The organism is Corallococcus sp. RDP092CA (assembly GCF_041903675.1).
Classification (GTDB): Bacteria; Myxococcota; Myxococcia; order Myxococcales; family Myxococcaceae; genus Corallococcus.
In genome coordinates this window covers 100,711-125,632 of sequence record NZ_JAYESI010000018.1, presented here as the reverse complement: position 1 = coordinate 125,632, position 24,922 = coordinate 100,711, and the positions used below count along the sequence as shown (strand labels likewise).

The window sequence follows — 24,922 nt, the reverse complement described above, 5'->3', positions numbered from 1 at the left end:
GGGACTTCTGTGCATGACGGGGTGTGCGAGCCTGTCGCGCGGGCTGGATGGGGATCCGCTGGACACGGAGCCCATCCCCACCGTGGAGCGCATCTACCTGGTGCCGCTGGACGAGGCGATGTTCGTCGCGCGCCGCCTGCTGGAAGAGCAGCGCCTGGACATCTTCGAGAACAACACCACGCATGAGCTGTACTCCCAGTCCTGGGAGATCGGCGTGAACGTGCGCGGCAACCGCACCTTCGAGCGCTACCTGGTGCGCCCCGAAGAGGTGGGCCCGCGCCAGTCCCTCGTGCGCATCTACCGGCTCCAGTACCGCGAGGCGGATGACGCCGTCGAGGAGCAGGTGCCCGAGCCGGGCAGCCAGCGGGCCAACGACCACTACTACAACCACTTCCGCGAGGTGTTCGCGCACGAGACCTTCGAGGCCGTCCCGCAGATGGAGGGCTTCAAGCTGCGGCGCGGCTTCCGCGACCTGCCCCTGGAGCGCAAGCTGCTGGCGAGGCTGGAGATGGTGCCGTCGCTGGAGCTGGTGGGAGGCAAGGCCGCCATCCCGGTGAGTGATGTGAAGGTCGCGGGCTGGACGCCGGAGGTGCCGGAGGCGGAGCCCCGCTGCGGCGAGCCCGTGGAAGGCGTGGACGCGCTGCTCACGCAGGGGGGCACCGTGCTGGTCGCGGACCCCCTGGGAACGCACGAGCTGCCGGACGCCGCCGCGCGGATGCTCTGCGACGCCACCGCGAAGAAGCTGCCGGTGGCCCTGGCCGTGTCCGTGCCCTCGGGGGATCAGACCGCGCTGGACGAATACCTGACGAGCTCCGGCACCGACGCGGACCTGGAGCGGCTGCTGGTGCTGAGCGGCTTCTTCCGCCGCGTGGACCAGGACGGCCGCAGCAGCGCGGGCGTCATCCACCTGCTGGAGGCGGGGCGGCGCCTGCGGGCGCAGGGCCATGCCGTCTCGGTGGTGGCCTTCGACTCGAAGGAGGCGGTGGGCAACTCGCGAGAGGCCGAGATGGCGGAGAACCTCCTGGCCTACCGCAAGGAGCACCCGGACGCGTGGCTGCTGGTGCTCGCGGGCGACGTGCACGTGCGCACGGGCGGCGTGACCTGGGATTCGAAGTTCGAGCCCATGGGCCACCGCCTCGCGACCGCCCTGCCCGGCGCGCAGGTGCGGGCGCTGGACGTGGGCTTCGCGCGCGGCGCGCACTACGCCTGCCGCTTCAACGTCTGGGAGCAGGTGGACTGCGACGTGCACGGCATCAACCCGGCGGCGGAAGCGCGCCAGGAGCCGGGGACGCCGCGCAAGGTGGCCCTCTTCGACGCGCCGGGCGAGACGGGCTTCCACGGCCGCCTCTACCTGGGCACGCTGAGCCCGTCCCTGCCCGTCCTCCAGCGCGCCACGAAGCCCGTGGCGCGGCAGCAAGCCCCCGCGAAGCCCGAGAACTGACCAGGACGGCGCGGGCTCCGGACGCCTGGGGCCCGCGCTTCAACCTCCGCGCTCGATGACAGCAGCTTCGCCCGGGCCCGCGACCGGGAGCGCGTCCTCCCAAGGTAGGCCCAGGTGGTCCTGAGTGGGCGGAAGCCACTGAAATCTCTCAGGATTCGGGAGCGCGAATCCTACACCCTGAGTGGAAACACTTCGGTCGGAGAGGCCGATAAACTCAATACACATGACTTCCATCAATCCGAACCGTCCCACCTCGTTCCAGCCGACGCAGTCGACGGTCCCCACCACTCGCCCGGCGAGCGCGCCGCAGACGCAGGCGCCCGCTCAGCAGGCCGCGACGGAGCGCAACCGGGACTCGTTCACGCCCGGCGCCGCGCTGCGCCCCTCGGGCCGCGCGCGGGTGCGGATGGAGGGGGACAACTTCGTCATGGAGGCCCAGGGCCAGGTGGGCAATCGCGGCTCGACGCCCCGGGGCGGCGTGCCGACGCGGCTGGGGACGGTGAACGCGGGCGGTTCGTTCGGGCTGCAGGGCAGCCTGCGCGTGGAGGTGCCTCGCGAAGCCGCCACGGACGCCATCCGCAACGGCCAGCTGCCCAACCCGAGCGCCCCGGAGACGTGGCCGGTGGGCACCCGCGCCCGGGCGGAGGTCCAGGGCCAGGCGGGCTTCAACGTGGGCCTGCGCGCGGGCCCGGGCAAGCTGGGCGAGCGGCTGGGGCTGAGCACGTCCTATGACCGCAGCCAGACGCAGCGCTACGAGGTGCAGCGCACGTCCGAGGACACGGTGCGCGCCACGGTGACCAGCGATGGCCGCCAGCGGGACGCCACCAACATCCGCGGCCTGGAGGGCCGGCAGGATCAGCGCCTGGGGCACACCCAGTCCGCGGACTTCAACATCCGCACGCCGGAAGGCCGCGCGGCCTACGACGAGTTCATGCGCACCGGCCAGATTCCCCGCGAGAACGGCCCGGGCGTGAGCAACGTACGGCGCACGGACACGCTGGATCAGAACCGCGAGGGCCGGGTGCTGGGCCAACAGGTGGCCACCACCGAGCGCCAGACGCGGCTCGCGGCGGACGGCGCGGGCGACCAGACCGTGCGCCAGACGGACCGCAACGTGGCGGGCAGCACCCAGACCACGGAGATGCAGGTGGGCGCGGACGGCAACGGCCGGGCGCGCACGGCCATCAACGACTCCGTGGTGGCGACCACCACCACGCGTCCCGGCCAGCCCGCGGAGACCAGCTACGAGCTGACCTTCACGGATCCGAACGCGGCGGCCATGGCGCGCGGCGCGTTCTCCAGCGACGACGCGGCGGCGTCCAACGGCGCTCCGTACACGGTGCGGCTCAACGAGCAGCAGGCGCGCGCGCTGGTGGAGCGCACCCTGGGCCAGGGCCTGCAAGGCGGCCAGCAGGCGCTGGACCGCGCCTTCCGCACGCTGTCCACGAACGGGCAGCAGACCTTCGCCACGACGCTCTACAACTCGACGGTGGACACGCAGCGCCCCAACGCCCCGCGCCGCCCGCTCGAGTCCCTGCCGCCCGAGGCCGCCGCCCCGACCCCGGCCCAGACGCCCGCGCAGCCGCGTCCCCCGGCCGAGACCGTGCCGATGTCGTAGTCCCGCCGTCCCGGGCGGGGTATGGGACCTCCCATCGATGAGGCCCCCTCCCCGCCCCGCCGGTCCGCATGCATGACCTGAACGCCCTGGTCGGCACGCACGACCTGCTCCTCCTCACGTTGGACACGCTCCGCTACGACGTGGCCCGGGAGGAGCTGGAAGCAGGCCGCACCCCCACCCTGGCCGCGCTGCTGCCCGGCGGCCGGTGGGAGGAGCGGCACAGCCCGGCGAGCTTCACCTACGCCGCGCACCAGGCCTTCTTCGCGGGCTTCCTCCCCACCCCTGTCACCCCGGGCTGCCACCCGCGCCCCTTCGCCCTGCGCTTCGAGGGCAGCGAGACGACGGGCCCCAGCACCTGTGTGCTGGACGCGCCGGACCTCGTCACGGGCCTGGCCGGGCGCGGCCATCACAACGGCTACCCGCACAAGACGGCCTACCGCCCGCTCACGCCGGCGCTGCCGCTGGAGGACGTCTGGGCGAAGGAGCGGCGGGACGCGCTGTTCCTCTACCTGCACGTGCCCTTCTGCGAGATGCGCTGCGGGTTCTGCAACCTCTTCACCGCCGCGGGCCCGAAGGAGGACGTGGTCCAGGCGTGGCTCGCCGCGCTGAAGCGCGAGGCCCGCCGGGTGAAGGAGGCGCTGGGGTCGGCCACGTTCGCGCGGGCCGCGTTGGGCGGGGGCACCCCCACCCTGCTGGACGTCGCGGGGCTGGAGACGGTGTTCGACCTGGCGGCGGAGCTGGGCGTCGACCCTGGCGACGTTCCCATGTCCGTGGAGGTGTCGCCGGAGACGGTGGACGCGGCCAAGGTCGCGGTGCTGAAAGCCCGGGGCGTGGACCGGGTGAGCATGGGCGTGCAGAGCTTCCTGGAGTCGGAGGTCGCGGCCGTGAAGCGGCCGCAGAAGACGGCGCAGGTGGAGGCCACGCTGGACCTGCTCCGGAGCGCGGGCTTCCCCACCCTCAACCTGGATCTCATCTACGGCATCGAGGGGCAGACGGTGGAGACGTTCCTCCACTCGCTGGAGGCGGCGCTCCGGTACGCGCCGGAGGAGCTGTACCTCTACCCGCTCTACGTGCGGCCCCTCACCTTCCTGGGGAAGAAGTCGCGTGCGTGGGACGACCTGCGGCTGTCGCTCTATCGGGCCGGCAGGGACTTCCTCCTCGCGCGCGGCTACACGCAGGTGTCCATGCGGATGTTCCGCGCGGCGCACGCCCCGGCCGCTCGCGGCGCGGTGTACCGCTGCCAGGAGGACGGCATGGTGGGCCTGGGCGTGGGGGCGCGCTCGTACGCGGGCGCGGTGCACTGCCGATGCGGCCCCAGCGCTTGATCACCGTGGAGCCCTTCAGGGTGATCTCCCAGAACTTGTGCTGGAGCTGCCTTCCGTGAACTCGTAGCGAGGCATCGCGCGTCCCTTCGGCGAAGAACGCCCGCGACGCTAGAGGAGCCCCCTGGCAACCTCAAGGCTCAGGGACGCAGCAGCACCAGCTCCACGCGGCGGTTGAGCTCCCGGCCACGGGGGATGAGGTTGGGGGCCTTGGGGCTGCGGTCGCCCAGGCCCACGGCCTCCACGCGGGACGGGGCCACGCCGGCGCGGATCAGCATGTCGGCCACGGCGCGGGCGCGCGCGTCGGAGAGGCTCTGGCGAGCGGGCTCGGGGACTTCGCGCGCGTCGGTGTGGCCCTCGACGCGCAGGCGGGCCTTCGGGTCGCGCACGAGCAGGTCCACCGCCAGGTCCAGGCCGGACAGCGTGGACTTCGCGGGCACGGGCTTCTTCTCTTCGAAGCTCAGGGGCTCGGGCAGCTCGATGCGGCCCTCCTGCACCTTGGCGGCCTTCGCGGCCTTGGGAGCGGGCACCAGCGCGAAGGCCAGCGACGCGTCCGAGCCGGCGGACAGCTCCACCTGGCGCGTCTGCGCGAGGAAGCCCTCGGCGATGAGGTCCACGGTGTAGGCGCCCGCGGCCAGCGCCACATCCTGCGGCTTGCGGCTCTTGGCCGTGGGGACCGTGAGCTTGAGCGGCTCGCCCGGGCCGCGCACGAAGGCGATGGCGGAGGTGGGCTTCTTGGACGTCACCTGGAGGCGCAGGCGGCTGGGGGCCACGGGCGGGCGCTCCACCGGCGGCGTCACGGAGACGATGACCGTCGAGGGCTTCACGCCCGCGTCCGGGACCGCCGCGGGCTGGGCGACGTGCGCCGGGGTGCCGGCATCCACCGGGGCCGGGGTCGGCCTCACGGGTGGCGGCGCGGCGACGACGGCGGGCTCGTCCTTCAGCGGCTGGATCATCTCCGCGGTGACGGCGTGGGAGAGCTTGAGCTTGAGGCGCGGATCCGGCGCGTTGGGCACGACGCTGGGGGACGCCTTCACGACGACGCGCAGGCCGCGCTGGGTCTGGAAGCCGACCGAGGCGGTGATCTTCCAGAGGAAGCCGTTGGTCTCGCTGAACAGGCTCCAGGAGCCGTTGGTGTACGTGACGCGCGAGACGAGGGTGTGCTCGCCGGGTTCGACCTTGAGGTTCGCGAGCCGGTGGACGCCGGGCGCGTTGAGCTCCTCCAGCGACGGGACGGCGAGCGGCTCGCCATCCAGGAGGAAGTCGGTCTCCACGAGCCGGTAGCCGTCCTCGGGTTTGAAGCCCGCGAAGAGCACCTGCACCTCCGCGGGGGACTCGGGGACCATGTCGCGCAGCTGACGTTCCAGCTCCGCGCGCACCAGCTCCTCGCGCGTCGGTTCGGCCGCGAACGCGCCCGGCGCGAGGAGTCCGGCGAGGACCAGGGACCCGGATTTGAGGAAGGAGGAATCCACGAGGCGCACACAGCATGGCACAAGGCGCCCCGGGACGATGCAGGGATACATCCCTGTAGGCTGGGCAGGCAGGCGTGCCCGTCAAGTTTCCGCGCCCGGTTGAAGGCTTCCCTGTGAATCCCGCGTTCCAACCAGTCCTGGCGTCGGGAGGCCGGGATGGATCATCCTCGGCGGCGCATGGATCCGCGGCCCGAGTCTCCCCCGATGCCTGCCCCCGCCTCTCCCGCGTCGACGTCCCGCTTCTCACGGAGGGCGTGGGCCTTGAGCGCGGTGGGGGCGGTGGTGACGCTGGGGGTGCTGGCGGGGATGGTGCGGGTGGACCGGGTCGCACGCGGGACGGTGCTGCTCCAGCAGGGCGAGTGGGTGGACCTCCCAGCCCCGGTCACCGGGCAGGTGATGTCGGTGAACGTGGGGCTGGGCCAGCCGGTCAAGGCCGGGCAGGTAGTGGCGCGGCTGGAGACGGCGACGGGGCCCGCGGAGGTGGTGGCGCCCCTGGAGGCGCTCGTGAGCCAGGTGGCGGTGAAGCAGGGAGCGCGGGTGGAGGCGGGGCAGCCGGTGGCGGCGGTGTTGAACCGGAACGTGCTGCCGTCGCTCAGCGTGCTGTTTCCGGAGGATTACCGGCAGGAGCTGGCGCCGGGGATGAGCCTGTCGTTCCAGACGTCGAACATGCCCCACCCGCTCGAGACGGTCATCGAGCAGGTGGAGGGTCCGGAGGCATCGCTCCAGTTCGCGAAGGCGCGGCGGCGCGGGGATGACACCTATCGGGACGGAGCGGTGCTGGTCCGGGCGCACGTGCCATCCCGGACCTACGAGCGGGACGGCAAGAAGCGCGTGTATCAGGACGGCGAATCGGGCCGGGCCACGGTGAAGCTGGGGACGCAGCGGCTGCTCGTCTCGTGGTTCCCGGGGCTGCGGGATGCGCTGCCATAAAGACTGATGGCCCGGGTCGGCCTGTCCTCCCCCCACAGAGGGATTGTGGAGGTGGCCCCGGGAACCGCAGCATGGCCGCGTTGAACCCAACCGAAAGGAAAGGCTCCCCATGCCACTGCCGCTCATTCCTGTCGCGCTCGGACTCGCAAGCCTCCTCGGATATGGAGCGAAGAAGGGCTACGACGGTGTTGATGCCATGCGCGAAGCCAATGCGCTTGGCGAGGCCGCGGAGGCCAGGTATCGCCAGTGGACCGGGAAGCTCGACGAAGCGCGCGGCGGATTGCAGGGGAAGCTCGACGCACTCGGGGCCCAGAAGACCCGGGTGGTCACCACCACGTTCCGGAGCCTCTTCGACTTCCTCGAACAGCTGAACCAGCGGGCGCGCCTCGCGGCACTGGAGAGCCTGGGGACGGTTGGCGTCAGCCGTGAGGAGGTGCGCCAGTTCGCCGCGCAATATGTCGAAGCAGGGGGCGCCATCTCTGGCGCCGTCACGGCTGCGATGACGGGCGCCGGCGCGAGCGCCGTGACGACGGGGCTCGTCACCACCTTCGCCACCGCGGGCACCGGCGTCGCCATGTCGGGCCTCTCCGGGGCCGCGGCCAACAGCGCGCTTCTGGCCTGGCTGGGTGGAGGCTCCCTCGCGGCGGGAGGCTTTGGCATGGCGGGCGGTGCGGTGGTCCTCGGAGGCATCGCGGTGGCGCCCGCCGCGGCCGTTGCCGGTTTCCTCCTTGCTCGTGAGGGCGAGAAGGCGAAGACGAAGGCTGAGGCGTACGCGAGCGAAGTGAACAAGCAGGTGGCGAACATCGAAGCCCTCATCGGACTGCTCGCGCGAGCGGGAGTCCGTGTCGATGAGCTGAGCGCGGTCCTCGAGCGGCTCGATCAGCGCGCGAAGGTGGCACTCGAGTCCCTCTGGGCATTGTCCGGCCACTTCAGTGCCGAGGACGATTCGCATCTTGCTCGCTTCGCCATCGCCATGCAGTTGGTCAAGGCGGAGAGTGAGTTGATGCGCGTCCCGCTCTTCAACGAAGGCGGCGACATCAACGGTCAGCTCGAGGTGCTGATCGGGCAGACCCGTCGCCTTCTGCAAGCGGAGGCGGCATGACCTCGGCGAAGTTGACCCCCACGGGCGGGTTGTCCGCGGCGGGGATTGGCGAAGTCATGCAGGGCCTCCTGACCATCACCGAGTGCGTTCGCGACATCGCGAAGGAGCAGACCGAGCAGACGCGCCTGCGGGAGCATGCCCGGGTGAACGTCGAGCACATCCACGCCATGCGCAAGACGCTCCTGCACTACCTTGACCGCAGCTTCGACGAGCGCAAGGAGAACTTCCGGCAGCTCTTTGAACGGCTTGACAGCGCCATCCAGGACAACAACGTGCAGCTGGCTTCGGCCGTGCTGGAGTCCGTGGTGAAGCTAGCCGACGCTTCGCCCTTCAAGGCCCTGCAGGACGTGGCGGCGACACGCGCGGCCCTGGGGCAGAAGAACCAGGAGTGGCAGTTCTAGTCAGGCGCCCTGACGCGACAGCCTGCGTTCCAGGCGCTCCAGGCGGAGCTTGTGGTCCTCGGGCAGCTCCACGGGGGCCGCGAGCCTTGCGTGGTACAGGGCCCGGGGCAGGTCCTTGAGGGAGTGCTCGTAGAGCTTCGTCAGGGACAGGTGCAGCGCCGCGCCCTGCCCGGGCTTCGCGAACGTGAGCGCCCGCTGGAGGTGCACCGCCGCCATCTCGCAGTCACCGGCGCGGCGGCAGAGGCGTGAGGCCAGCATCAGCGCCTCGATTCCCACCGGGCCCCCGCCCTCCGCGGCGGCCTTCGCGAAGGACAGCGCCCGCTCCGCGTCCCCTGCCCGCTCCGCCACCTGCGCGAAGCCGAGCAGATCCCTCGGGTCCTGCCGCTCCGGGCTCTCCGCCTGGAAGCGGCGCACCAGGTCACCCAGCAGCGCCGCCAGGAGCAACAGGTCCTTCTGGTTGTGCTCCAGCACCGGCACCAGCTCCGAGCCGTCCGCGCCTCGCAGGAAGCGGAAGTACAGCTCCGGGATCAGCGCCCCATCCACGTCGTCGACCCGGTGATGCCCCAGCACCTTCGACTCCAGGTGCACCAGCCGCGCGCCCTCGCCCCGGTGCTTGAACACGCGCCGGGCGCAGTGCAGCAGGTCCAGGTGCGGCAGCTCCTTCGGCACCGGCACCCGGTTCAGCACGAAGCGCGTGCGCAGCAGCGGCCAGTCGAAGCTCTTGCCGTTGTACGTGACCAGGCAGGACGACGACGCCATGCGCTCGGCCAGCAGGCGCAGCATGGGCGCCTCTTCGCCCATGCGCCGCAGGAAGAGCTGCTGCACGCGCAGCGAGCGTTCCTCGAACCAGCCCAGGCCCACCAGGAACGGCACCGTGCCCGTGCCGCCCGCGAGCCCCGTCGTCTCCGTGTCCAGCAGCAGCATCCGCGTGAAGTCCACCGCCTCCAGCGCCGGATGCAGCGCCAGCCCCGCCACCAGCCGCGCCTCCACGTCGAGCGCCGCCGCCACCGGCGCCGTGCCGTGACGGTGTTCCGGCGAGTACACCTGCTCGGCCACGTGCACCGTGCCATGCGGCGTCGAACGCGCCTCCACCGGCAACGCCCGGGGCTCCGGGACCGGCGCCACCGCCCTCCGAGCGGACGCCGCTCCCTGACGCTCCGCCCAGAACGACAGCAGCTGGCGCAGCGCCTCCACCCGGGGATCCGAAGCGCCACCCGTCGCGACGACGCCGCGCTTCGCCGCGAACCGGCGGCGCGCCTCCTCGCGCAGGTCCACGAGGCCGTCCGCTCGCTGGGACTCACCGCTCTGCCCGGCCTCTCCGTCCGCCCGCGAGGACTCACGGAGCCGTCCGGCCTCGCTGTCCGCTGGAGCAGCGCCCGCACGCGCCGCCGTGGCCTCGGGAGCGTCGAGCTCGGGCGCACCCTCGCCGTCCATCGACAGGCGCTTGCGCAGCGCCTGGACCAGCACCTCCGCGAGGGTGGTCGTCCCCGCCTCCTCCACCGGCGGGACCCCGTTCACCTCCGGGACCAGCGTGCGCGCCGCCACCGCCGGCGGCTCCCCCCCGGTGCTCACGGGCGCCCGAGCCTGGCTGCCGGGGCCCGCGCTGGTGAGTCGGGACAGCTTGCGCTTCAGGTCCATGCCGCGCCCGCGCTCCTCACTGCACCCCGGCGACGCCGAGCGCCGCCAGCAGGTCCAGCGCCAGCCGCTTGCGCGGATGCGATCCCGACGGCGCGCTCCCCGGCGGACCACCCGCCGCGGGCCCGATGCACGCCGGACATCCATCCTCGCACGGGCACGACTCCAGCAACTTGCGCCCCCGCAGCAGCAGCTCCTCACGCTGATCGTACAGCCGCGCCGCCAGCCCCACGCCGCCGGGCACGTTGTCGTAGAGGAACAGCGTCGGCTCGAAGCCCACGCCCCCGTCCTTGCGCGGCGGGCCGTCCGGCTCGTCCCGGCTGCCCAGCGTCCGGCCCAGGTCGCGCGGGTCGCTCATCAACCCCACGCACGCCACCGTGCGCAGCGCGGAGCCCAGGCCGCGCAGCGCGTCGATGACCGCGGGCCTCGGAGCCTCCATCGAGCGCACCACCGTCTCCGGCACCGTCAGCCACAGCGCCGACGTGTGCATCTGCATCTCCGGCAGGCGCACGTCGCCGTAGCCCACGTTCTCGTGCGTGTGGAACTTGATCTTCTTGTAGCCGACCACCTTCTCGATGACGGACACCTCGCCCAGCCCCGCGTGCAGCGCGGGCCCCAGCGGCGCGCCCTGGTCCTCCTGGATGACGCTCACGCGCACGTTCGTCATCGCGTCCGTGAAGTAGTCCGGCGCCACCTTGCGCACGAACGCCTTGTGGTTCTCCAGGTCCAGCAGCTCCACCTGATACTGCTCGGAGTCGTGCTGGTAGATGGCCTGCTCGTGCAGCTGCGTGTGCGCGGACCGGAAGTCCATCTCCGCCAGCGTCTTGTCCGTGCCGCGCTCGATGACCACCACGTTGTCCCAGCCCACGCTGCGTAGCGACACGTGGTGCGCCGGATACGCGTCCGACGACCAGTGGAACATCCGCCGTCCGCCCTCCGGCGCCTGCGACGGGTGCACCACCTGGTGCTGCGTGAGGAAGTCCAGCGCCTCGGCCGTGCTCTCCGCCGGCACGTCGCCGAACGCGTCGCCTTCCTCGAACGGCAGCTCGAAGGCCGCGCACTTCAGGTGCTGGACGAGGATCTCCACGTTGTCCGGATCAATCCGCGCGTGCTCCACCGGCGCCCCCGTGAGGGCGCGCGGATCCGCCGCGAAGTACTGATCCAACGGCGCGCTGGACGTCACCAGCAGCGCCAGGCTCCCCATGCCCCGCCGGCCCGCGCGGCCGAAGCGCTGCGCCAGCGCCGCGACAGAGCCCGGGTAGCCGGCGCACACCACCGCGTCCAGTGAGCCGATGTCGATGCCCAGCTCCAGCGCGTTGGTGGCCACCACGCAGCGCACCTCGCCCGCGCGCATCGCGGCCTCCGTCGCGCGCCGGGTGCCCGGCAGGTAGCCGCCCCGGTAGCCCTGGATGAGCGACGGATCCAGCTTCTCCTCCATGAACCGGTCGCGCAGGTACTTGAGCATCACCTCCACGTTGTTGCGCGACTGGCCGAACAACAGCGTGGACACCCCCGCGCGCACCAGGTCCGCGGTCAGCCGCACCGCGCTCTTCAGGTAGCTGGCGCGGATGCCCAGCTCCGCGTTCACCACCGGCGGGTTGTAGACCATCACCCGGCGCTCGCCGGACGGCGCCCCGCTCTCCGACACGAGCGCCACCTCGCGCCCGAGCATCCGCTCCGCGTGCGCCTTCGGATTGCCGATGGTCGCCGACGCCAGGATGAACGTGGGCGACGCCCCATGGAAGCGGGCCACCCGCTGCAACCGCCGCAGCACGTTCGCCAGGTGCGAACCAAAGACGCCCCGGTACGTGTGCAGCTCGTCAATCACCACGTAGCGAAGGTTCGCGAACAACCGGGCCCAGTTCGCGTGGTGCGGCAGGATGCCCGTGTGCAGCATGTCCGGGTTGGTGAGCACCACGCCCGCGCGCTCCCGGGCCGCCCGGCGCGCGTCCCCCGGCGTGTCGCCGTCGAAGGTGATGGCGCCGTGGCCCAGGCCCGCCTCGCGCATGAAGGCGCGCAGGGACTCCTCCTGGTCGCGCGACAGGGCCTTGGTGGGGAACAGGTAGAGCGCCCGCGCCTCCGGCTCGCGCGCGAAGCGGTCCAGCAGCGGCAGGTTGTAGCAAAGGCTCTTGCCGGACGCGGTCGGCGTGGCGATGACCAGGCTCTCCCCAGCCCGGGCCCGCTCGAAGGCCTCCGCCTGGTGGGAGAAGAGCCGCTCCACGCCCCGGCGCTGGAGCGCCTCCCGGACCTGGGGGGACAGCCCCTCCGGCAGCGGCGCGAAGACGCCAGCGCGGGCCGGCGTCACCGCGTCGTGGACGAGGTTCCGCCACACCTGTCGGTCCGACCTCCAGGCCTGGAGGACGGCGTCCAGCCCGCGAGCCCCCGACCACGGCGTGCGGCGCGGGCCGGAGAAGGCCTCGGTTTCCTTCTCGGGCTTCATAGGGCCGGACACTGTACAGACGTGTACCCGGAAGGACAACGCGCGTCAGGACCCACCAGGGCGGTCCTTTGGGGGCCCATCACCCACATTCGCGCCCGGCAGTAGCCGGCACGATTTGCTCCTGGACAGGCGGCCTCGGGAGGCGTCGACGGGCTTCCGGAGCGGACCCTAGTGTCCCGCGCCCGTGGCGCTCGCGATCTTCCTCTTCACGTACGTCTTCATCGCCGGGGTCCGGCTGCCCTTCATCAAGCTGGACCGTCCGGGAGGCGCGCTCCTGGGCGCCACGCTGATGGTCGTCGCCGGGGTCGTCACGCCCGCGGAGGTCTTCGGCCACAGCACGGAGCGCGGCCGCCAGGCCATCGACATGGACACGCTCGTCCTCCTGCTGGGGATGATGCTGCTGGCCGTGTACCTGGCGCAGGCGAACTTCTTCCGCGCCGCGGGGGCCAGGGCCCTCAAGGTTGCGCACACGCCCCGCCTGCTCCTGGCGGCCGTGACGTTCGTGAGCGCGTTCCTGTCCGCGTTCCTCGTCAACGACACCGTGTGTCTGTTCCTCACGCCGCTGGTGCTGGCAGTGGTGGAGGACGCGCGCCTGCCGCCCGCGCCGTACCTGCTCGCGGTGTGCATGGGCAGCAACAGCGGCTCCGTGGCCACCTTCACCGGCAACCCGCAGAACATGCTGATCCAGGGCGCGTCCGGCCTGGGCTACGCGCGGTTCGCCGCGTACATGGCCCTGCCCGCCCTGCTGTCCACGGCCATCGTCGCCGTGTCCCTGCTCTACCTGTTCCGCAGGGACTTGCCGGCCGCGCGCTTCGACACGCACCCGCCCCCGCTGGAGGTGAACCGCCGGCTGCTGACGCTGGGGCTGGGCGGCCTGCTGGGCGTGGTGGTGGCGTTCTTCGCGGGCCTGCCCATGAGCTGGAGCGCGCTCGCGGGCGGCGTGCTGGTGATGACGCTGTCCGGGCACGACTCGCGCGAGGCGCTGGAGCGCGTGGACTGGGTGCTGCTGCTCTTCTTCGCCAGCCTCTTCGTCGTCGTGCACGGGGTGAACAAGGCGGGCTGGGCGGAGGAGATCCGCCACCTGTTCTCCCCGCTGATGGCCGGGCCGCCGTGGCGCGAGACGCTGGGCTTCGCGGGGCTGACGCTGGTGGCGTCCAACCTCTTCAGCAACGTGCCCTTCGTGATGCTCGCGCGCGCGTGGGTGCCGGCCATGCAGGAGCCGGAGCTGGCGTGGCACGTGCTCGCGCTGGGCTCCACGCTGGCGGGCAACCTCACGCTGGTGGGCAGCGTGGCCAACCTCATCGTCTTCGAGGCCGCGCGCGGCAGGGTCCGCATGGGCTTCATGGACTACCTGCGCGTGGGCGTGCCCGTGACGCTGATCAGCTTCGCCGTGGGCCTGGGCGTCCTCCTGGCCGAGCACGCCCTCTTCTAGGGATCCGGATCCGGCAGCTCGCCCGGGGGCAGCCGCTGCTCGGGCGGCGTGGGCGCGGCGGCCGGCGCGAGCGCCGGGGTGACGGCGGAGGGCACGGTGTCCGGCGCGGCGCTGCCCGTGGGGACCGAGCCCCTGCGGTTCTTGGGCGTCAGGTCCTTCACGAACATGTCCGCCACCTTGTCCAGCAGCTCCGTCATGGCCAGGCGGAACAGCTCCGGCTCCTTGCCGACCTTGAACGGATCCAGGTGCGGGGCGCCCTGCTCCACGCCGTCCATGTCGAACGGCCGGCGCCACAGCTCCGAGCGCCCGTCCAGCCGGAACATGCGCCCGTATCCCTTGAGGTAGGCCCCGGCGCGCCCGTCGTCGCTGCGCATGCCGTAGTCCTGGATGACGAACTCCACGATGGTGTCCGCGCCCAGCGGGGCCATCAGGTCATAGTCCGGCGCGTTGGCGGGCACCTCCTCCACGAGGAAGCTCTCCAGCGCGGAGGCCACCCGGGCCGGGTCCACCGTGTCCGTCCAGGGGGCCTCCTCCGGCAGGCGCGACAGGGTGGTGACGCGCAGGCGCTCAGACAGCTCGAAGCGCGTCACCGCCTGCTGGAGCTTCACGGTGAGCCGGCGGTCCGCCTCCTTGGGCTCCAGCTTCTTGAGCTTGTCCGCGTAGGTGTCGTCCTCCTGGAAGACGCGGCTCTTGGGGCCAGCGCCGTCCTCGATGCGGGAGATGAAGGCGGGCCGCTGGACCCGGTCCAGGTCCGCGCCGGACAGTCGCTGGGAGGCACAACCGGCGGTGAAGGCCACGAGGACTGCCGCGAAAAGGACGCTTCGGCTTCGCACCATGAGGCCCAGGCTATCCCATCCCCGCCCGCCTGGCCTGTTCGCGACCCACCGGAGGCCTGGGGAGTGTCCGGCGCTGATATGCTGCCCGGCCGTGACTCCTCCCCCTCCTGTTCCTCCCGGCCCGGGCCCCAACCGCAAGCGGCGGTTGGGGGAGATCCTGATGGACGCCGGCCTGCTCACCGAAACCCAGCTGCGCACCGCGCTGGCTGAACAGCGCAAGTGGGGGGGCCGGCTGGGCCTCACCCTGGTGCAGATGGGCGTCGTGGACGAGAGCTCCATGGTGCATGCCCTGTCTCGGCAGCTGGCCATCCCCACCGTGGACCTGGACACGCACGCCCCTATCCCGTCCGCGCTCCAAGCGCTGCGCGTGGACATCGCCGAGCGCTACACCGTCTTCCCCATCGCCTACGAGCCCGCGACCAAGACGCTCACCGTGGCCACGTCGGACCCCACCAACGTGGAGTCCCTCCAGGAGCTGGCCTTCCACTCCGGCCAGAAGCTCCAGGTGGTGGTGGCGACCGCGTCCTCCATCGAGCGCGCCATCCGGCACCACTACCACGGAGAGATCACCTCCACGGCCGCCACGCCGCTGAGCTTCGGCCTGGAGGAGGCCACCTTCGAGCTGGCCCCGCCCCAGCAGCCGGAGGCCGCCGCGGCGCCGCGGACGCCCACGCCGCCGCCGGTGGTGCGCGACGCGGAGCTGGCGTCGAAGGTGGAGGCGCTCACGCAGCAGGTCTCGGACCTGGAGCGCATGGTGGCGCAGCAGGCCCGCGTGATGCGCGCGATGATGGACGCCCTGGAGGCCCGAGGCGCGCTGACCCGCGAGGAGGTCCAGGCGAAGGCCCGGTGACCACGGCATGGCGCTCCCCTTCTCCGACAAGCTGAAGCTGGAGCTGAGCGTCACCGCCGGGGAGCAGGCGTTCGCCATCCCCGGCGGCCAGGTGAAGGACTTCTCGCTGCGGATGACGCCCACCGGCTTCCGCTGCGAGCTGACGTTCTGGACCGCGCTGGAGAAGGCGGACGCGGCGCTGTTCACCGCGTTCTGCAAGCCGGACCTGGTGCGCGTGCGGCTGGCCCTGTCCGGCGTCTTCGACCCGCCGCCCGCGCCGCTGGTGGTGCAGGGCCTCGTCACGGAGAAGCGCGTCAGCGGCACCGCGCACGGCACCAAGGACTCCGTGGCGGTGGCCTTCCGCCAGTACACCGTCACCTTCGAGGACGCCGCGCGGGTGCTCTGGAGGCAGCACCGCCCGGTGGAGCTGCACACGGCGAAGAAGCTGTCGGAGCTGCTGGACGCGCACAAGCCCGGCGGCCTCCAGCTCACCTACGACTGGGACGCGCTGGACGCGAAGCAGGCGCTGGTGTGCCTGGGCCTCGGCGACGACCACCCGGCCGCGAGCTTCTACGACTTCGTCCTCTGGTACGTGGACACGCGCGGCGGCGTGCTCACCTACGACAGCCCCCAGGACACGTACACCCTCTCCGCGAAGAAGCCGGCCACGGGCTCCGTCACCGGGCTCAGCGGCAAGCACGTGGCGCGGGTGGACGTGGAGCTGCCGCCCGTCATCCGGCACGCCACGCGGGTCCTCAACGGCTTCGGGGCCGGGGCGACCACCGTGGCGTTGGAGCAATCCCAGGAGGTGGCGGGCATCCAGCACGACGTGCTGGTGCGCACGCCCATCGCGGCGGTGGCGGAGCAGCGCCAGTCGCTGGAGAAGGAGCGCCTGCGCGTGCGCAAGCGGCGCCTGCGGCTGACGTTCCTCGACGTGCCGCCCATCGCGATGCACCCGGGGGCGCTGCTCAAGCTGGACGGCGAGCGGTGGAGCCCGGACCTCACGGGCCTGGGGGAAGAGCACCGTGTGGCGGAGCTGGCCTTCGATGGCGTGGGGCTCCAGGCCGGGCCTCATGACGGCCAGCAGGAGACGATGCAGGGCTTCACCCTGACCCTGTCCATGCTGCTGGAGCTGAAGTCGGATCCGGTGCCGGAGCTGCCCGCGTACCGCCCGCCCCGCTACCCCATCTACGTCGAGGGCAAGGTGCACAGCCCCGGCGGCGAGGCCTCGGACCGCATCTACCTCCAGGTGGATGACGAGAAGACGTCCGTGACGAACTACCGGGTGACGATTCCGCTCTGGAACAAGACGGTGAGCGTGCCGGCGGAGCCCGGCCACTTCCCGGGGACGTTCTACTTCCCGCCGTACAAGAACGAGCGGGCGCTGGTGGCCCTGCACTTCGACCACGCGGAGCTGAACCGCTTCCTGGACTGGGGCGAGGGCGTGCGCATGCCCCAGGACAGCCAGGGCGATCAGCTCCTCTTCGGCAAGAACGGAGAGAACCAGACGGCGCTCACGCACGACTTCCAGGACAACAAGCCGGTGTGGAACCTGGGACGGGTGAACGCCAACGACACGGAGGTCATCCGCCTGTCGGAAGGGCACCTCCTCATCCAGACGAAGGAGAACCCCGGCGGCGCCACCACCACGCCCACGTATGACGTGACGCCGCAGGTGGAGACGGCGAAGGGCGACCTCACCGCGGGCGTGGACGGCGCGGTGAGCGACGCGACGGCGGCGTACAAGGAATCCTCGGCGGCGGTGAACGCGAAGCTGAACGCGGCGGCGGAGGAGACGGGCGCGGCCCTCTCCGCCGCGGAGGCCCAGGTGAAGGGCAAGGCCGGCGAAGCCCGCGCCCAGCTCACCAGCGCGCTCGACGGCCTGGACGGGCAGACGGGCGCGCTCTCCGGCGCCGCCGCTGAAGCCAAGGCCGCGCTCGCGGGGCTGAAATGAAGGAGCTGCGCGCCACCGTGGCGAAGCACAAGGCGGCCGTGGAGGGCTTCGGCTCCAGCGTCGCGCCGCGCCTCGCCACCGCGAAGGGCGAGGTGGAGGCCCTGGCCCAGGGGGTCGTGGAGCAGGTCGGCGCGCTGCGCCCCTCCATCAGCGCGACGCTGGGCGCGCTGCTCACGCGGGTGAACGCGGCGAACCTGACGCTGACGGACCCCTCCCCTCGCTTCCAGGCGCTGGCCTCGCAGGTGAAGGGCCACCAGCAGGCGTTGGCCGCCTCCAGCGAGACGGCGCGCACGAAGGTGGAGGCGCTGGGCCAGGAGGCCACGGCGAAGAGCCAGGGGTTGGAGGCCCAGGCGAAGTCCTCCGCGGAGGCGTCGCAAGGGCAGCTCACCGCGCTCCAGCAGCAGGTGGCCCAGCAGTGCGACGCGGATCGGAAGTCCTTCGACGCGAAGCTCGCGAAGCGCAAGGGCTCCAAGCAGGAGACGGAGGCCCGCCGCGCGCAGGGCTACGCGCTCATCGACCAGACGCGCTCCCAGCTCACGCAGGACCTCACCGGCGTGGGGTCCACGATCGCGGCGGCGCTGGCGGCGGTGCTGGTGCGGCTGGCCACCTCGCGCGACGCGGCGACGGGCCAAGGCGCGCAGCTGACCTCCACGCTGGACGGCGCGGTGAAGGATCCCATGAGCGCGCTGGCGGCGCTGCACCAGGAGCTCCTCGACGCGGGCACGACGACGATGGACGCCCACCAGCAACAGCAGGCCGCGCTGGAGGGGCAGCGAAAGTCGCTGGTGGATCAGCTGATGGCCGCGGCCGCGACGGCCGCCGGCATCGTGGATCCGCTGGACACGCAGGTGGCCCCGTCGCTCACGACCGGCAAGGCGCAGGCGGACGGGGCGCTGGACACGCTGGGCAGGACGATCGCCGGCCAGGTGGCCAGCGTCACCGCGTCGCTGACAGCGGTGGAGAAGCTCATCGACCAGGTGCAGGAGCAGGTGGAGACCGCCATCAACACGGTGAGCGGCACCATCGACGGCCTGGTGAAGGGCGCGCTCACGGCGGTGGAGACCGTCAAGGCGCCGCTGAAGGCGACGCTCGACGCGGCCTTCACCACGCTGGACTCGCTGGTCGCGACCATCAGCGACCTCAAGCAGCAGGTGATGGCGCTGTTCGAGTCGCTGCCGCAGCTGTTGGAGCAGCTCCAGACCCTCTTCCAGCAGATCGTCGGTTCGCTGGAGTCGCTGCTGGAGCGGGCCATGGGCCTCCTGGACGCCATCCCTGCCGCGGACCTGCCCAAGCCGCTGGTGAGCCCCGCGGTGCAGGGCATCAGCCAGGTGGTGGGGCAGATCACGACGCAGCTCGGGACCCTCTCCTCGCAGGTGGGCCCCCAGCTCCAGGCCGTGCAGAAGACCATCGTCTCGCAGGTGGAGACGGTGCAGACCCAGGCACAGACGCAGATCGACACGGCCACGACCCAGGCCGTGACGCAGATGGGCACGCTCACCGAGTCCATCCTCCAGGGCATCGAGCAGGCCAAGGCCCAGGTGGGGCAGATCATCGCCGCGGCCGTCACGCAGATCGGCACCGTGAAGGACCAGGGCGTGCGGCAGATCGAGGCCATGAAGCATCAGGTGGCCGCGCGGGTGACACCGCTGGACACGCAGGTGCCCGAGCGCCTGGAGGCCCTGGACGCCCAGGTGGGCTCCGGCATCGACGCGGCGGTGCAGGCCATGCAGGCGGCACGCGACACCGCCGAGGGCCAGGTGACGGCCGCGAAGGGCCGGCTGGACTCGCACTTGGGCGCCACGAATGCGTCCGTGACGACCGGGCTGACGTCACTGGAGACGGCTCGCGCCAGCGCGGAGACGTCCCTCACCACCCAGGCGGACTCGGCGCTGGCGGCCTTCCAGCGGCGCGCGGAGGGCCAGAGGTCCGGCGCCGAGACGCAGGTGGACGCCGTCTCCACCCAGGCCACGGGACAGAAGCCACAGCTCCTCTCCCCGCTGGACGCGATCGGCGCCCAGCTCCAGGCAGGCGCCTTCGCGAAGCCGGTGACCGCGGCGAACAGCCGAGTGACCTCCGCGCTCAACGCGCTGGGTCCCCAGTTGGACGCGCTCGCGTCCTAGCCGATTGCCTGATGGGGAGCTCCGGCTGCTCGAACGACCGGTGCTGGGCCAGCGGGCGGGCTCCCGCCTCCAGCGGCCAGGATTCGACCCGGAAGCAATTCCCCTGGACCGCTCCTACTTGGGAGAGGCGACGGAGACCGGCGGCTCCGGGGCCTTGGGCGCCGCCGGAGCCTTGGGGACCTCCGGCGTGGACTCCTGCGCGGGCACGCTCTTGGGCAGGTCCGTGCGGATGCGGCTCTCCTGCAGCTCGATGTCCACCGTCTTGGGCACCGGCACGTCCAGCAGCGCCTGCCACGCGCCGTTGGGCGTGGTGAAGAGGAAGCTCACCGCCACCGCCTGCTCTGGCGGCAGGGGCACCTTCACCTGCTTCGAGCGGCTCGGGTAGATGACCACCGTCTGGAGCACGGAGTCGTCCGGGCTGATGACCTTGGCCGCGACGTCCGCGTAGCCCTCCGTCATCGACGTCTTCGACACCGTGCGGATGAGCATGTAGAGCGGCCGGCCCTGGTTGGTGCCCGCCGGCGCCCTGACGTTCACCGTCAGGCTGGGCGCCGCGCAGCTGCCCGCCACCATCGCCGTCACCAGCCCCGCCGCCAGCCTCACGCCTCTGCCCTTCATGGCACCACCCCACGGAATGGCGCCCATGGCTCGCCGCGCAACCCGAAGCTGATCTCCAGCACCTTCTCGTTCGCCGCCAGGCCGCGCCCCGGCAGCACCCACACCACGTTGGACTGGTCCGTCAGCGTGGCGGACTCCAGCAGGCGGAAGCAGTTCCACGACGACTCGGACATCTCCATGGAGCGGTAGCGCTTCCCATCCTTCGACGGCGAGCGCAGCTCCACGCCGATGGACGACGGCTGCGGGCTCCACCAGCTCAGGGGGAAGTCCCCCCACGCGGGCCGCTGGTTGAAGCCGAACGACGCGGCCCCACCGCACTTCAAGTACGACAGCGTCACGAAGCTGTCCGGCGTGGGCGCCGCCGGCAGCGGCAGCGGGCGCACCTGCATCGCGATGGGCCGCGGCTTGCCCTCGTCATCCCACAGGAGCTTCGACAGGCGGCCCAGCTGCCCGAGCGCGTGGAGCATGCGCGGCGGCAACAGCAGCCGGGACTTCAGCGGATAGCGCAGCGACCAGTCCGTGCCGCGCTCCTCCACCACCGGCGACAGCACCTGCGTGACGAAGCCCCAGAAGGCCCCGTCCTTGCGGCGCAGCACCTCCAGCTCCACCGGGTCCACTTCCTGTGACGCGCTGGGGTTGAACGGGTAGCGCTTCACCAGCGGATCCAGCGTGCGGCGCGCCTGGTAGGTCCACTGCTCCGCGATGACGCGCTCCAGCTCCGCGCGGCCCCGGTTGCGCACGACGACGAAGGGCTGGCGGAACGGCGCCCGGAACTCGCCCACCAGGCCGTGCTGATCCAGCCACGCGTCCACCCGGCGCAGGTACGAGTCCTCCTCCTCCAGCAGCATGCTCAGCGCCACCCGCCCCACCGGAGACAGCATCTCCGCCAGCTGCGAGCCCGCCGACGACGCCGTCGCCGCCCCAGGCGCCGCCGGGTCCCTGGGCGCCGCCGCGGGCTTCACCCCGGACAGCTCCTGCTGGAGCTGCGACACCAGCGTGGTGTAGGCCGCCAGCTCCGCGAAGGCGCCGTTCTTGTCCGGCGTCATCAACTGCACCACCGGCTTGAAGGGCGCCACCGCGTCGCGCATGGGCGCGTAGTACTCGCTCTCCAGCGGGCCCACGCCGGCGCGGGCCGCCACGTCGCGCAGCATCGCCTCCAGCGGCGACGACGGCTGGAGCAGCACGGACAGGTCGCTGGCCAGCGAGCCTCGCGGTGAGGTGCGGAAGCGGTAGCCCCGGTACGTCGCGTAGAGGTCCTGGCCGTAGCGCTTCGCGAAGGTCTGCACCTTGCCCTGCACGAAGGCCGCGCGCTCCACGGCCTCCTCGCGAGACAGGCTCGACTTGGCGAGCCGCGTGGTGAACTCGTCCACCAGCGGTGCCAGCTGCGCGTCGAAGGCGGCCTTGCCCAGGACGCGGCCCACCACCGGGGCCTGCCCGCTGGCGAACTCCGTGTCGTCGTCTCCCATCCCCTCGTTGGCGACCTCCGACGTCGTCTCGCCCGTGCCCGGGTTGAACGAGTCGGCGGCGAACGGCGTGCGGCCCGTCTCCTTCAGCGTGCGCAGCACCTTGTTCAGCAGCTGCCGCGACACGTCCAGGGGGCGGAACTCGAAGTCGCGCCGGAGGACCTCCACCTGGTAGCGCGCGTCGCCGTCGCTGGGGGCGAAGAGGCCGTCCGCGCGGGTGAGCAGCTCCGCGGGCGTCATGCGGGCCGCGGCGCGCAGGGCGGCGTCCGCCTCGTCCTCCATGCGGAGGATGGCCTCCAGCGTCTGGCGGTTCTGGCGCAGCCAGTCCAGCGAGTCCAGCAGGCTGCCCACGCCCTTCAGCTGGCTGGCGTCCGGCTCCGCGTCCGACGCGTTGATGAGGTCCATCACCCTGCGGGCGGAGCTGTACGGCGCGCTCTGCGCCAGCGAGGTGCGCAGGCGCTCGCGGCCGTCCGCCAGCGCGGCCCACCGGGCCAGGTCCAGCTCCTTCGCGGCCAGCACGTCCTGCAGCTGCGTGAAGTGCTCGCGCCACGGCCCCAGCAGGCCGTCCATCGTCAGCCACCCGTAGGGCCAGCGCGTCCAGGGGACGTCCTCGTCGAAGGGCCTGTCGCTGGCGATGACGTAGTTGGCGATCATCGGCTCCGCGAGGCCCATGTCGTCCAGCCAGTTGGGCTCCTGGTCCGCGCCGGCCAGGCTCATGCCGAAGGCCTCCACCGTCCAGCCCAGCTGCTTCTTGTGCGCCCCGTGCACGCTGCGAACCACGAACTGGCCCAGGTCCTCGTTGCGCGAGGCGTAGAGCACGCCCAGCGTGTAGAGCGCCTGCTCCGGCCGGCACAGCGTCTCCAGGTGGCAGCTGTCATCCCCCGAGGGCGCCGGGTTCAGCGGCGTGGCGCGCGTGCCGCGGCCGGTGAACACGGGCGCGGGCTGGCAGCCGGGAATCTGGCTCGCGCAGCGCCGGCACTGGTCCTGACACCTCTCCAGCATCGGCTTCAGGTAGGACATCCGGATGCTGCGGGCGAGCCGCGCCCGCAGCTCCTCCCACTCGTCCTTGAAGCTGTGGGTCAGCGGAGGCCAGTAGCGCGTGGCGCCCCATAGGTCCTCCATCGCCCGCACCGCGTCGTTCGTCTGGGACTCCACGACGGAGCCGGACACGCTCTGGTTGCGCTCCTCCAGCCGCTGCACCGTCACCTGGAACGCGTCCAGCTTGTCCTGCGCGCGCATCAGCAGCTGGTAGAAGTGCCCATACGCCAGCAGCACCGGCAGGCACCCCACCGCGAGGATGACCGCGCACCGGCGCAGGTGCATCCAGCGGTAGTCCCTGGCGAGCAGCTCCGCCGGTTGATCCGCCCGCACCGCCAGCGCGCCCGTGGGCTGGGCGTCCGTCCCCCTCGACGAGAGGTAGACGCGCTTGAGGTGGAGCGGGAACGTCAGCGACCCGCCCTCCATCAGCGTGGCCACGAAGCGCCCCAGCGCCGCGAACGCCTCGCCGCCGCGCGAGTAGAACGACGCCAGCCGCTCGAACGCGTCCGGCGACAGCGAGGTGAGCCCCAGCGCCAGGTACTTCTCCATGGGCTGGAGCGCCTCCCCCAGCTCCCCTTCCCTGCCGGGCGGCGGGACCTCCAGCTCCAGCGGCACGCCGTTCTTGCGGAGCAGCTGCGCGAAGTCCGCGAAGCCGTCCAGCGTGTCCATGTGCGTGAGGACCAGCCGCGTCTCCACGGGCGACTGGCACACCTCCGACAGCAGGTTCACCTTGCCGCGCAGGAGCTGGGTGACGCGCTTCTGCTCGTCCGGAGACGTCTCCAGCAGCCAGCCCGCCTTCAGGACGATGACGGCCCGGCCCACATGCCGGCGCCCGAAGGTGGCCCTCCACAGCCGGCGCAGCGCGCGCCGCGCGTGGTGCGAGTCGTCCTCCAGCACGGGCGCGGCCAGCTCCTGCACCACGACCTCCGGCCCCAGGAACACCTTGAGGAGCGGGTCGTCCGTGTGGCTGGGCATGAACTGGCGCTGCTGCCGCTGCCAGTCCACCTCCGCCTCGATGAGGTCCGACTTGCCGCTGCCCGCGGGCCCCATCACCACCAGCGTGGGGAAGTCCCGCACGGACGCGCGGAAGCGCCACGGCAGCTTCGACAGGAACGCCTTGCGGATCGCCAGCAGCTGCCCCGACGACAGCGGCCGCTGCTCCCCCGCGACCGACGGGCCGCGCTGCCGCTTGCGCCACCACACCGCCACGCCCACGCCCACGGCAGTGAGCACCACCACGATGCCCAACACGAGCACCCAGTGTGCCTTCACTGCCGCCACGATGGACTGGAGCGCGCCCACGGTCAGCCGCCGCCCCTTCCGCCCGGTCTCACGGCGAGCTGGAGCGCCTCCAGCACGTCCTCCGCCTCCTCCAGCGTGGCGCCCAGCTTCGCGCGCAGCTTCTCCTGCTCCTGCGGCGACGGCAGCACCCCGTCCCCGGGCGGCTCCAGCGCCACCAGCCCCTCACGCACGGCGTCCAGCAGCGGCTGCACGCCCTCCTTCAGCGCGCCCAGCTCCGCGCCCACCCGCTGCTCCAGCGCGTCCAGCAGCGCGAGCGTCCCGGGCGGCGTCTGGGAGGCCGGCGCGGGAGGCCGGTGGTCCTGTGCCGGGAAGGGCCTCAATTGGAGGCCCACCACAGGAAGACCGGCAGCCCCAGGACGATCAGGGCCGTCGCGACGTAGTAGTGCACCGGGAAGTCGTAGACGGTGGGCACCGCCGGCGGGACCACCGGCGCGGGCGGTGCCAGGGCCGCTGGCTGCGGGATGCGCTGGGAGATGCGGTCCTTCAGCTCGCGGATGCGCTCGGGCTGCCCCACCAGGCGTCCGGTGAAGCCCGCGGCCAGGCAGAAGCGGATCATCTCGAAGACGATGGGCGGGGTGTCATTGCGGCGCAACTTCTCTTCCACGAAGTCGTAGAAGAGGTCTCCGCCGGAGTCGACCTGGAACAGGTTCTGCTGCAGGAGCGGCCAGAGATGTTGCTCCGCGTCCGCCAGCCGCCGGAGCACCCATTCATCCAGGAAGAACACGAAGGGGCGGATCAGATCCTCCACCGCGTCGGGCGGCATGTCCGCGCCGAACGAGGCGCGCAGGCGCTCCAGCTCCACCATCAGCGCCTGCTCCAGGTGCCCGAGCGCCTCCTGCCCCACCCTGCCCTGCGGCCGGCGCGCACCCGGGGCGGGCTCGGCGGGCAGGGCCCGGTCGAGGAGCTGGCGCACGCGACGCTGCGTGGCCAGGAGTGCGTTCCAGTGCTCCAGTTTCATGCGCGTGTTTG

At 71.9% G+C, this 24,922-nt stretch carries 17 protein-coding genes and 1 pseudogene; 10 read left to right on the top strand and 8 right to left on the bottom strand.

Annotation, left to right across the window (positions count from 1 at the left end):
* The first annotated feature begins 13 nt into the window (after positions 1 to 13).
* From U8525_RS20375 to U8525_RS20365, 3 genes and pseudogenes are all read left to right on the top strand, one after another.
* Positions 14 to 1,441 carry a hypothetical protein gene (locus U8525_RS20375; protein WP_374267943.1) on the top strand — a complete coding sequence of 476 codons (1,428 nt, stop codon included), beginning with the start codon at positions 14 to 16 and terminating at the stop codon, positions 1,439 to 1,441.
* Between the two features lie 223 nt (positions 1,442 to 1,664).
* On the top strand, positions 1,665 to 3,059 hold the full coding sequence (locus tag U8525_RS20370; protein WP_374267942.1) for a hypothetical protein: 1,395 nt from the start codon (positions 1,665 to 1,667) through the stop codon (positions 3,057 to 3,059).
* Positions 3,060 to 3,418: 359 nt separating this feature from the next.
* A pseudogene (locus U8525_RS20365) lies at positions 3,419 to 4,360 on the top strand (STM4012 family radical SAM protein); the annotation flags it as partial.
* A gap of 161 nt (positions 4,361 to 4,521) precedes the next feature.
* Here the strand turns inward: U8525_RS20365 and U8525_RS20360 are convergent.
* Positions 4,522 to 5,853 carry an OmpA family protein gene (locus U8525_RS20360; RefSeq protein ID WP_374267941.1) on the bottom strand — a complete coding sequence of 444 codons (1,332 nt, stop codon included), beginning with the start codon at positions 5,851 to 5,853 and terminating at the stop codon, positions 4,522 to 4,524.
* Positions 5,854 to 6,123: 270 nt separating this feature from the next.
* On the opposite strand from U8525_RS20360, the gene U8525_RS20355 reads away from it, so the two are divergent.
* The 3 genes from U8525_RS20355 to U8525_RS20345 all read left to right on the top strand — a co-directional run bounded on the left by U8525_RS20355 (position 6,124) and on the right by U8525_RS20345 (position 8,286).
* Positions 6,124 to 6,783, top strand: coding sequence for an acetyl-CoA carboxylase biotin carboxyl carrier protein subunit (locus U8525_RS20355; protein WP_374267974.1), 660 nt, complete (start codon positions 6,124 to 6,126; stop codon positions 6,781 to 6,783).
* 109 nt (positions 6,784 to 6,892) lie between these two features.
* Positions 6,893 to 7,885: a hypothetical protein gene (locus U8525_RS20350; protein ID WP_374267940.1), complete on the top strand. Its 993-nt coding sequence runs from the start codon at positions 6,893 to 6,895 to the stop codon at positions 7,883 to 7,885.
* Positions 7,882 to 8,286 carry a hypothetical protein gene (locus U8525_RS20345; protein WP_374267939.1) on the top strand — a complete coding sequence of 135 codons (405 nt, stop codon included), beginning with the start codon at positions 7,882 to 7,884 and terminating at the stop codon, positions 8,284 to 8,286. Before U8525_RS20350 ends, U8525_RS20345 begins: the two co-directional genes overlap by 4 nt.
* Here the strand turns inward: U8525_RS20345 and U8525_RS20340 are convergent, their stop codons facing one another.
* Positions 8,287 to 9,924 carry a ribonuclease H-like domain-containing protein gene (locus tag U8525_RS20340; protein ID WP_374267938.1) on the bottom strand — a complete coding sequence of 546 codons (1,638 nt, stop codon included), beginning with the start codon at positions 9,922 to 9,924 and terminating at the stop codon, positions 8,287 to 8,289.
* Between the two features lie 16 nt (positions 9,925 to 9,940).
* Positions 9,941 to 12,361 carry a DEAD/DEAH box helicase gene (locus U8525_RS20335; RefSeq protein WP_374267937.1) on the bottom strand — a complete coding sequence of 807 codons (2,421 nt, stop codon included), beginning with the start codon at positions 12,359 to 12,361 and terminating at the stop codon, positions 9,941 to 9,943.
* Between the two features lie 184 nt (positions 12,362 to 12,545).
* Between U8525_RS20335 and U8525_RS20330 the strand changes: the two genes are divergently transcribed.
* Complete coding sequence (locus U8525_RS20330) at positions 12,546 to 13,793, top strand: SLC13 family permease (protein ID WP_374267936.1); 1,248 nt, start codon at positions 12,546 to 12,548, stop codon at positions 13,791 to 13,793.
* Here the strand turns inward: U8525_RS20330 and U8525_RS20325 are convergent.
* Positions 13,790 to 14,629, bottom strand: a complete 840-nt coding sequence (locus tag U8525_RS20325) for a hypothetical protein (protein ID WP_374267935.1) — start codon at positions 14,627 to 14,629, stop codon at positions 13,790 to 13,792. The two genes, U8525_RS20330 and U8525_RS20325, sit on opposite strands and share 4 nt — an antisense overlap.
* A gap of 160 nt (positions 14,630 to 14,789) precedes the next feature.
* Here U8525_RS20325 and U8525_RS20320 point away from each other — a divergent pair, with 160 nt between their 5' ends.
* The 3 genes from U8525_RS20320 to U8525_RS20310 are packed head-to-tail and all read left to right on the top strand — an operon-like array spanning position 14,790 to position 19,532.
* Complete coding sequence (locus tag U8525_RS20320) at positions 14,790 to 15,479, top strand: hypothetical protein (protein WP_374267934.1); 690 nt, start codon at positions 14,790 to 14,792, stop codon at positions 15,477 to 15,479.
* Positions 15,480 to 15,486: 7 nt separating this feature from the next.
* Positions 15,487 to 17,412, top strand: a complete 1,926-nt coding sequence (locus U8525_RS20315; RefSeq protein WP_374267933.1) for a hypothetical protein — start codon at positions 15,487 to 15,489, stop codon at positions 17,410 to 17,412.
* Positions 17,409 to 19,532: a hypothetical protein gene (locus U8525_RS20310; protein WP_374267932.1), complete on the top strand. Its 2,124-nt coding sequence runs from the start codon at positions 17,409 to 17,411 to the stop codon at positions 19,530 to 19,532. Before U8525_RS20315 ends, U8525_RS20310 begins: the two co-directional genes overlap by 4 nt.
* Before the next feature lie 114 nt (positions 19,533 to 19,646).
* Here the strand turns inward: U8525_RS20310 and U8525_RS20305 are convergent, their stop codons facing one another.
* Genes U8525_RS20305 through U8525_RS20290 form a run of 4 tightly spaced genes read right to left on the bottom strand, consistent with a single transcriptional unit; the run spans position 19,647 to position 24,911 of the window.
* On the bottom strand, positions 19,647 to 20,150 hold the full coding sequence (locus U8525_RS20305; RefSeq protein ID WP_374267931.1) for a hypothetical protein: 504 nt from the start codon (positions 20,148 to 20,150) through the stop codon (positions 19,647 to 19,649).
* Positions 20,147 to 23,953: a type VI secretion IcmF C-terminal domain-containing protein gene (locus tag U8525_RS20300; protein ID WP_374267930.1), complete on the bottom strand. Its 3,807-nt coding sequence runs from the start codon at positions 23,951 to 23,953 to the stop codon at positions 20,147 to 20,149. Before U8525_RS20300 ends, U8525_RS20305 begins: the two co-directional genes overlap by 4 nt.
* 2 nt (positions 23,954 to 23,955) lie before the next feature.
* The gene (locus U8525_RS20295) at positions 23,956 to 24,273 is read right to left on the bottom strand and encodes a hypothetical protein (RefSeq protein WP_374267929.1); all 318 of its coding nucleotides are present in this window, start codon (positions 24,271 to 24,273) and stop codon (positions 23,956 to 23,958) included.
* Positions 24,270 to 24,911, bottom strand: coding sequence for a DotU family type IV/VI secretion system protein (locus tag U8525_RS20290; protein ID WP_374267928.1), 642 nt, complete (start codon positions 24,909 to 24,911; stop codon positions 24,270 to 24,272). The genes U8525_RS20295 and U8525_RS20290 overlap by 4 nt, the downstream gene beginning before the upstream one ends.
* Between the last annotated feature and the right edge of the window lie 11 nt (positions 24,912 to 24,922).

Bases quoted from the DNA above. Each gene is read 5' to 3' on its own strand.
- U8525_RS20375 (WP_374267943.1), top strand. From the start codon at position 14: ATGACGGGGTGTGCGAGCCTGTCGCGCGGGCTGGATGGGGATCCGCTG.
- U8525_RS20370 (WP_374267942.1), top strand. From the start codon at position 1,665: ATGACTTCCATCAATCCGAACCGTCCCACCTCGTTCCAGCCGACGCAG.
- U8525_RS20350 (WP_374267940.1), top strand. From the start codon at position 6,893: ATGCCACTGCCGCTCATTCCTGTCGCGCTCGGACTCGCAAGCCTCCTC.
- U8525_RS20345 (WP_374267939.1), top strand. From the start codon at position 7,882: ATGACCTCGGCGAAGTTGACCCCCACGGGCGGGTTGTCCGCGGCGGGG.
- U8525_RS20340 (WP_374267938.1), bottom strand. From the start codon at position 9,924: ATGGACCTGAAGCGCAAGCTGTCCCGACTCACCAGCGCGGGCCCCGGC.
- U8525_RS20335 (WP_374267937.1), bottom strand. From the start codon at position 12,361: ATGAAGCCCGAGAAGGAAACCGAGGCCTTCTCCGGCCCGCGCCGCACG.
- U8525_RS20325 (WP_374267935.1), bottom strand. From the start codon at position 14,629: ATGGTGCGAAGCCGAAGCGTCCTTTTCGCGGCAGTCCTCGTGGCCTTC.
- U8525_RS20320 (WP_374267934.1), top strand. From the start codon at position 14,790: ATGGACGCCGGCCTGCTCACCGAAACCCAGCTGCGCACCGCGCTGGCT.
- U8525_RS20315 (WP_374267933.1), top strand. From the start codon at position 15,487: ATGGCGCTCCCCTTCTCCGACAAGCTGAAGCTGGAGCTGAGCGTCACC.
- U8525_RS20310 (WP_374267932.1), top strand. From the start codon at position 17,409: ATGAAGGAGCTGCGCGCCACCGTGGCGAAGCACAAGGCGGCCGTGGAG.
- U8525_RS20305 (WP_374267931.1), bottom strand. From the start codon at position 20,150: ATGAAGGGCAGAGGCGTGAGGCTGGCGGCGGGGCTGGTGACGGCGATG.
- U8525_RS20290 (WP_374267928.1), bottom strand. From the start codon at position 24,911: ATGAAACTGGAGCACTGGAACGCACTCCTGGCCACGCAGCGTCGCGTG.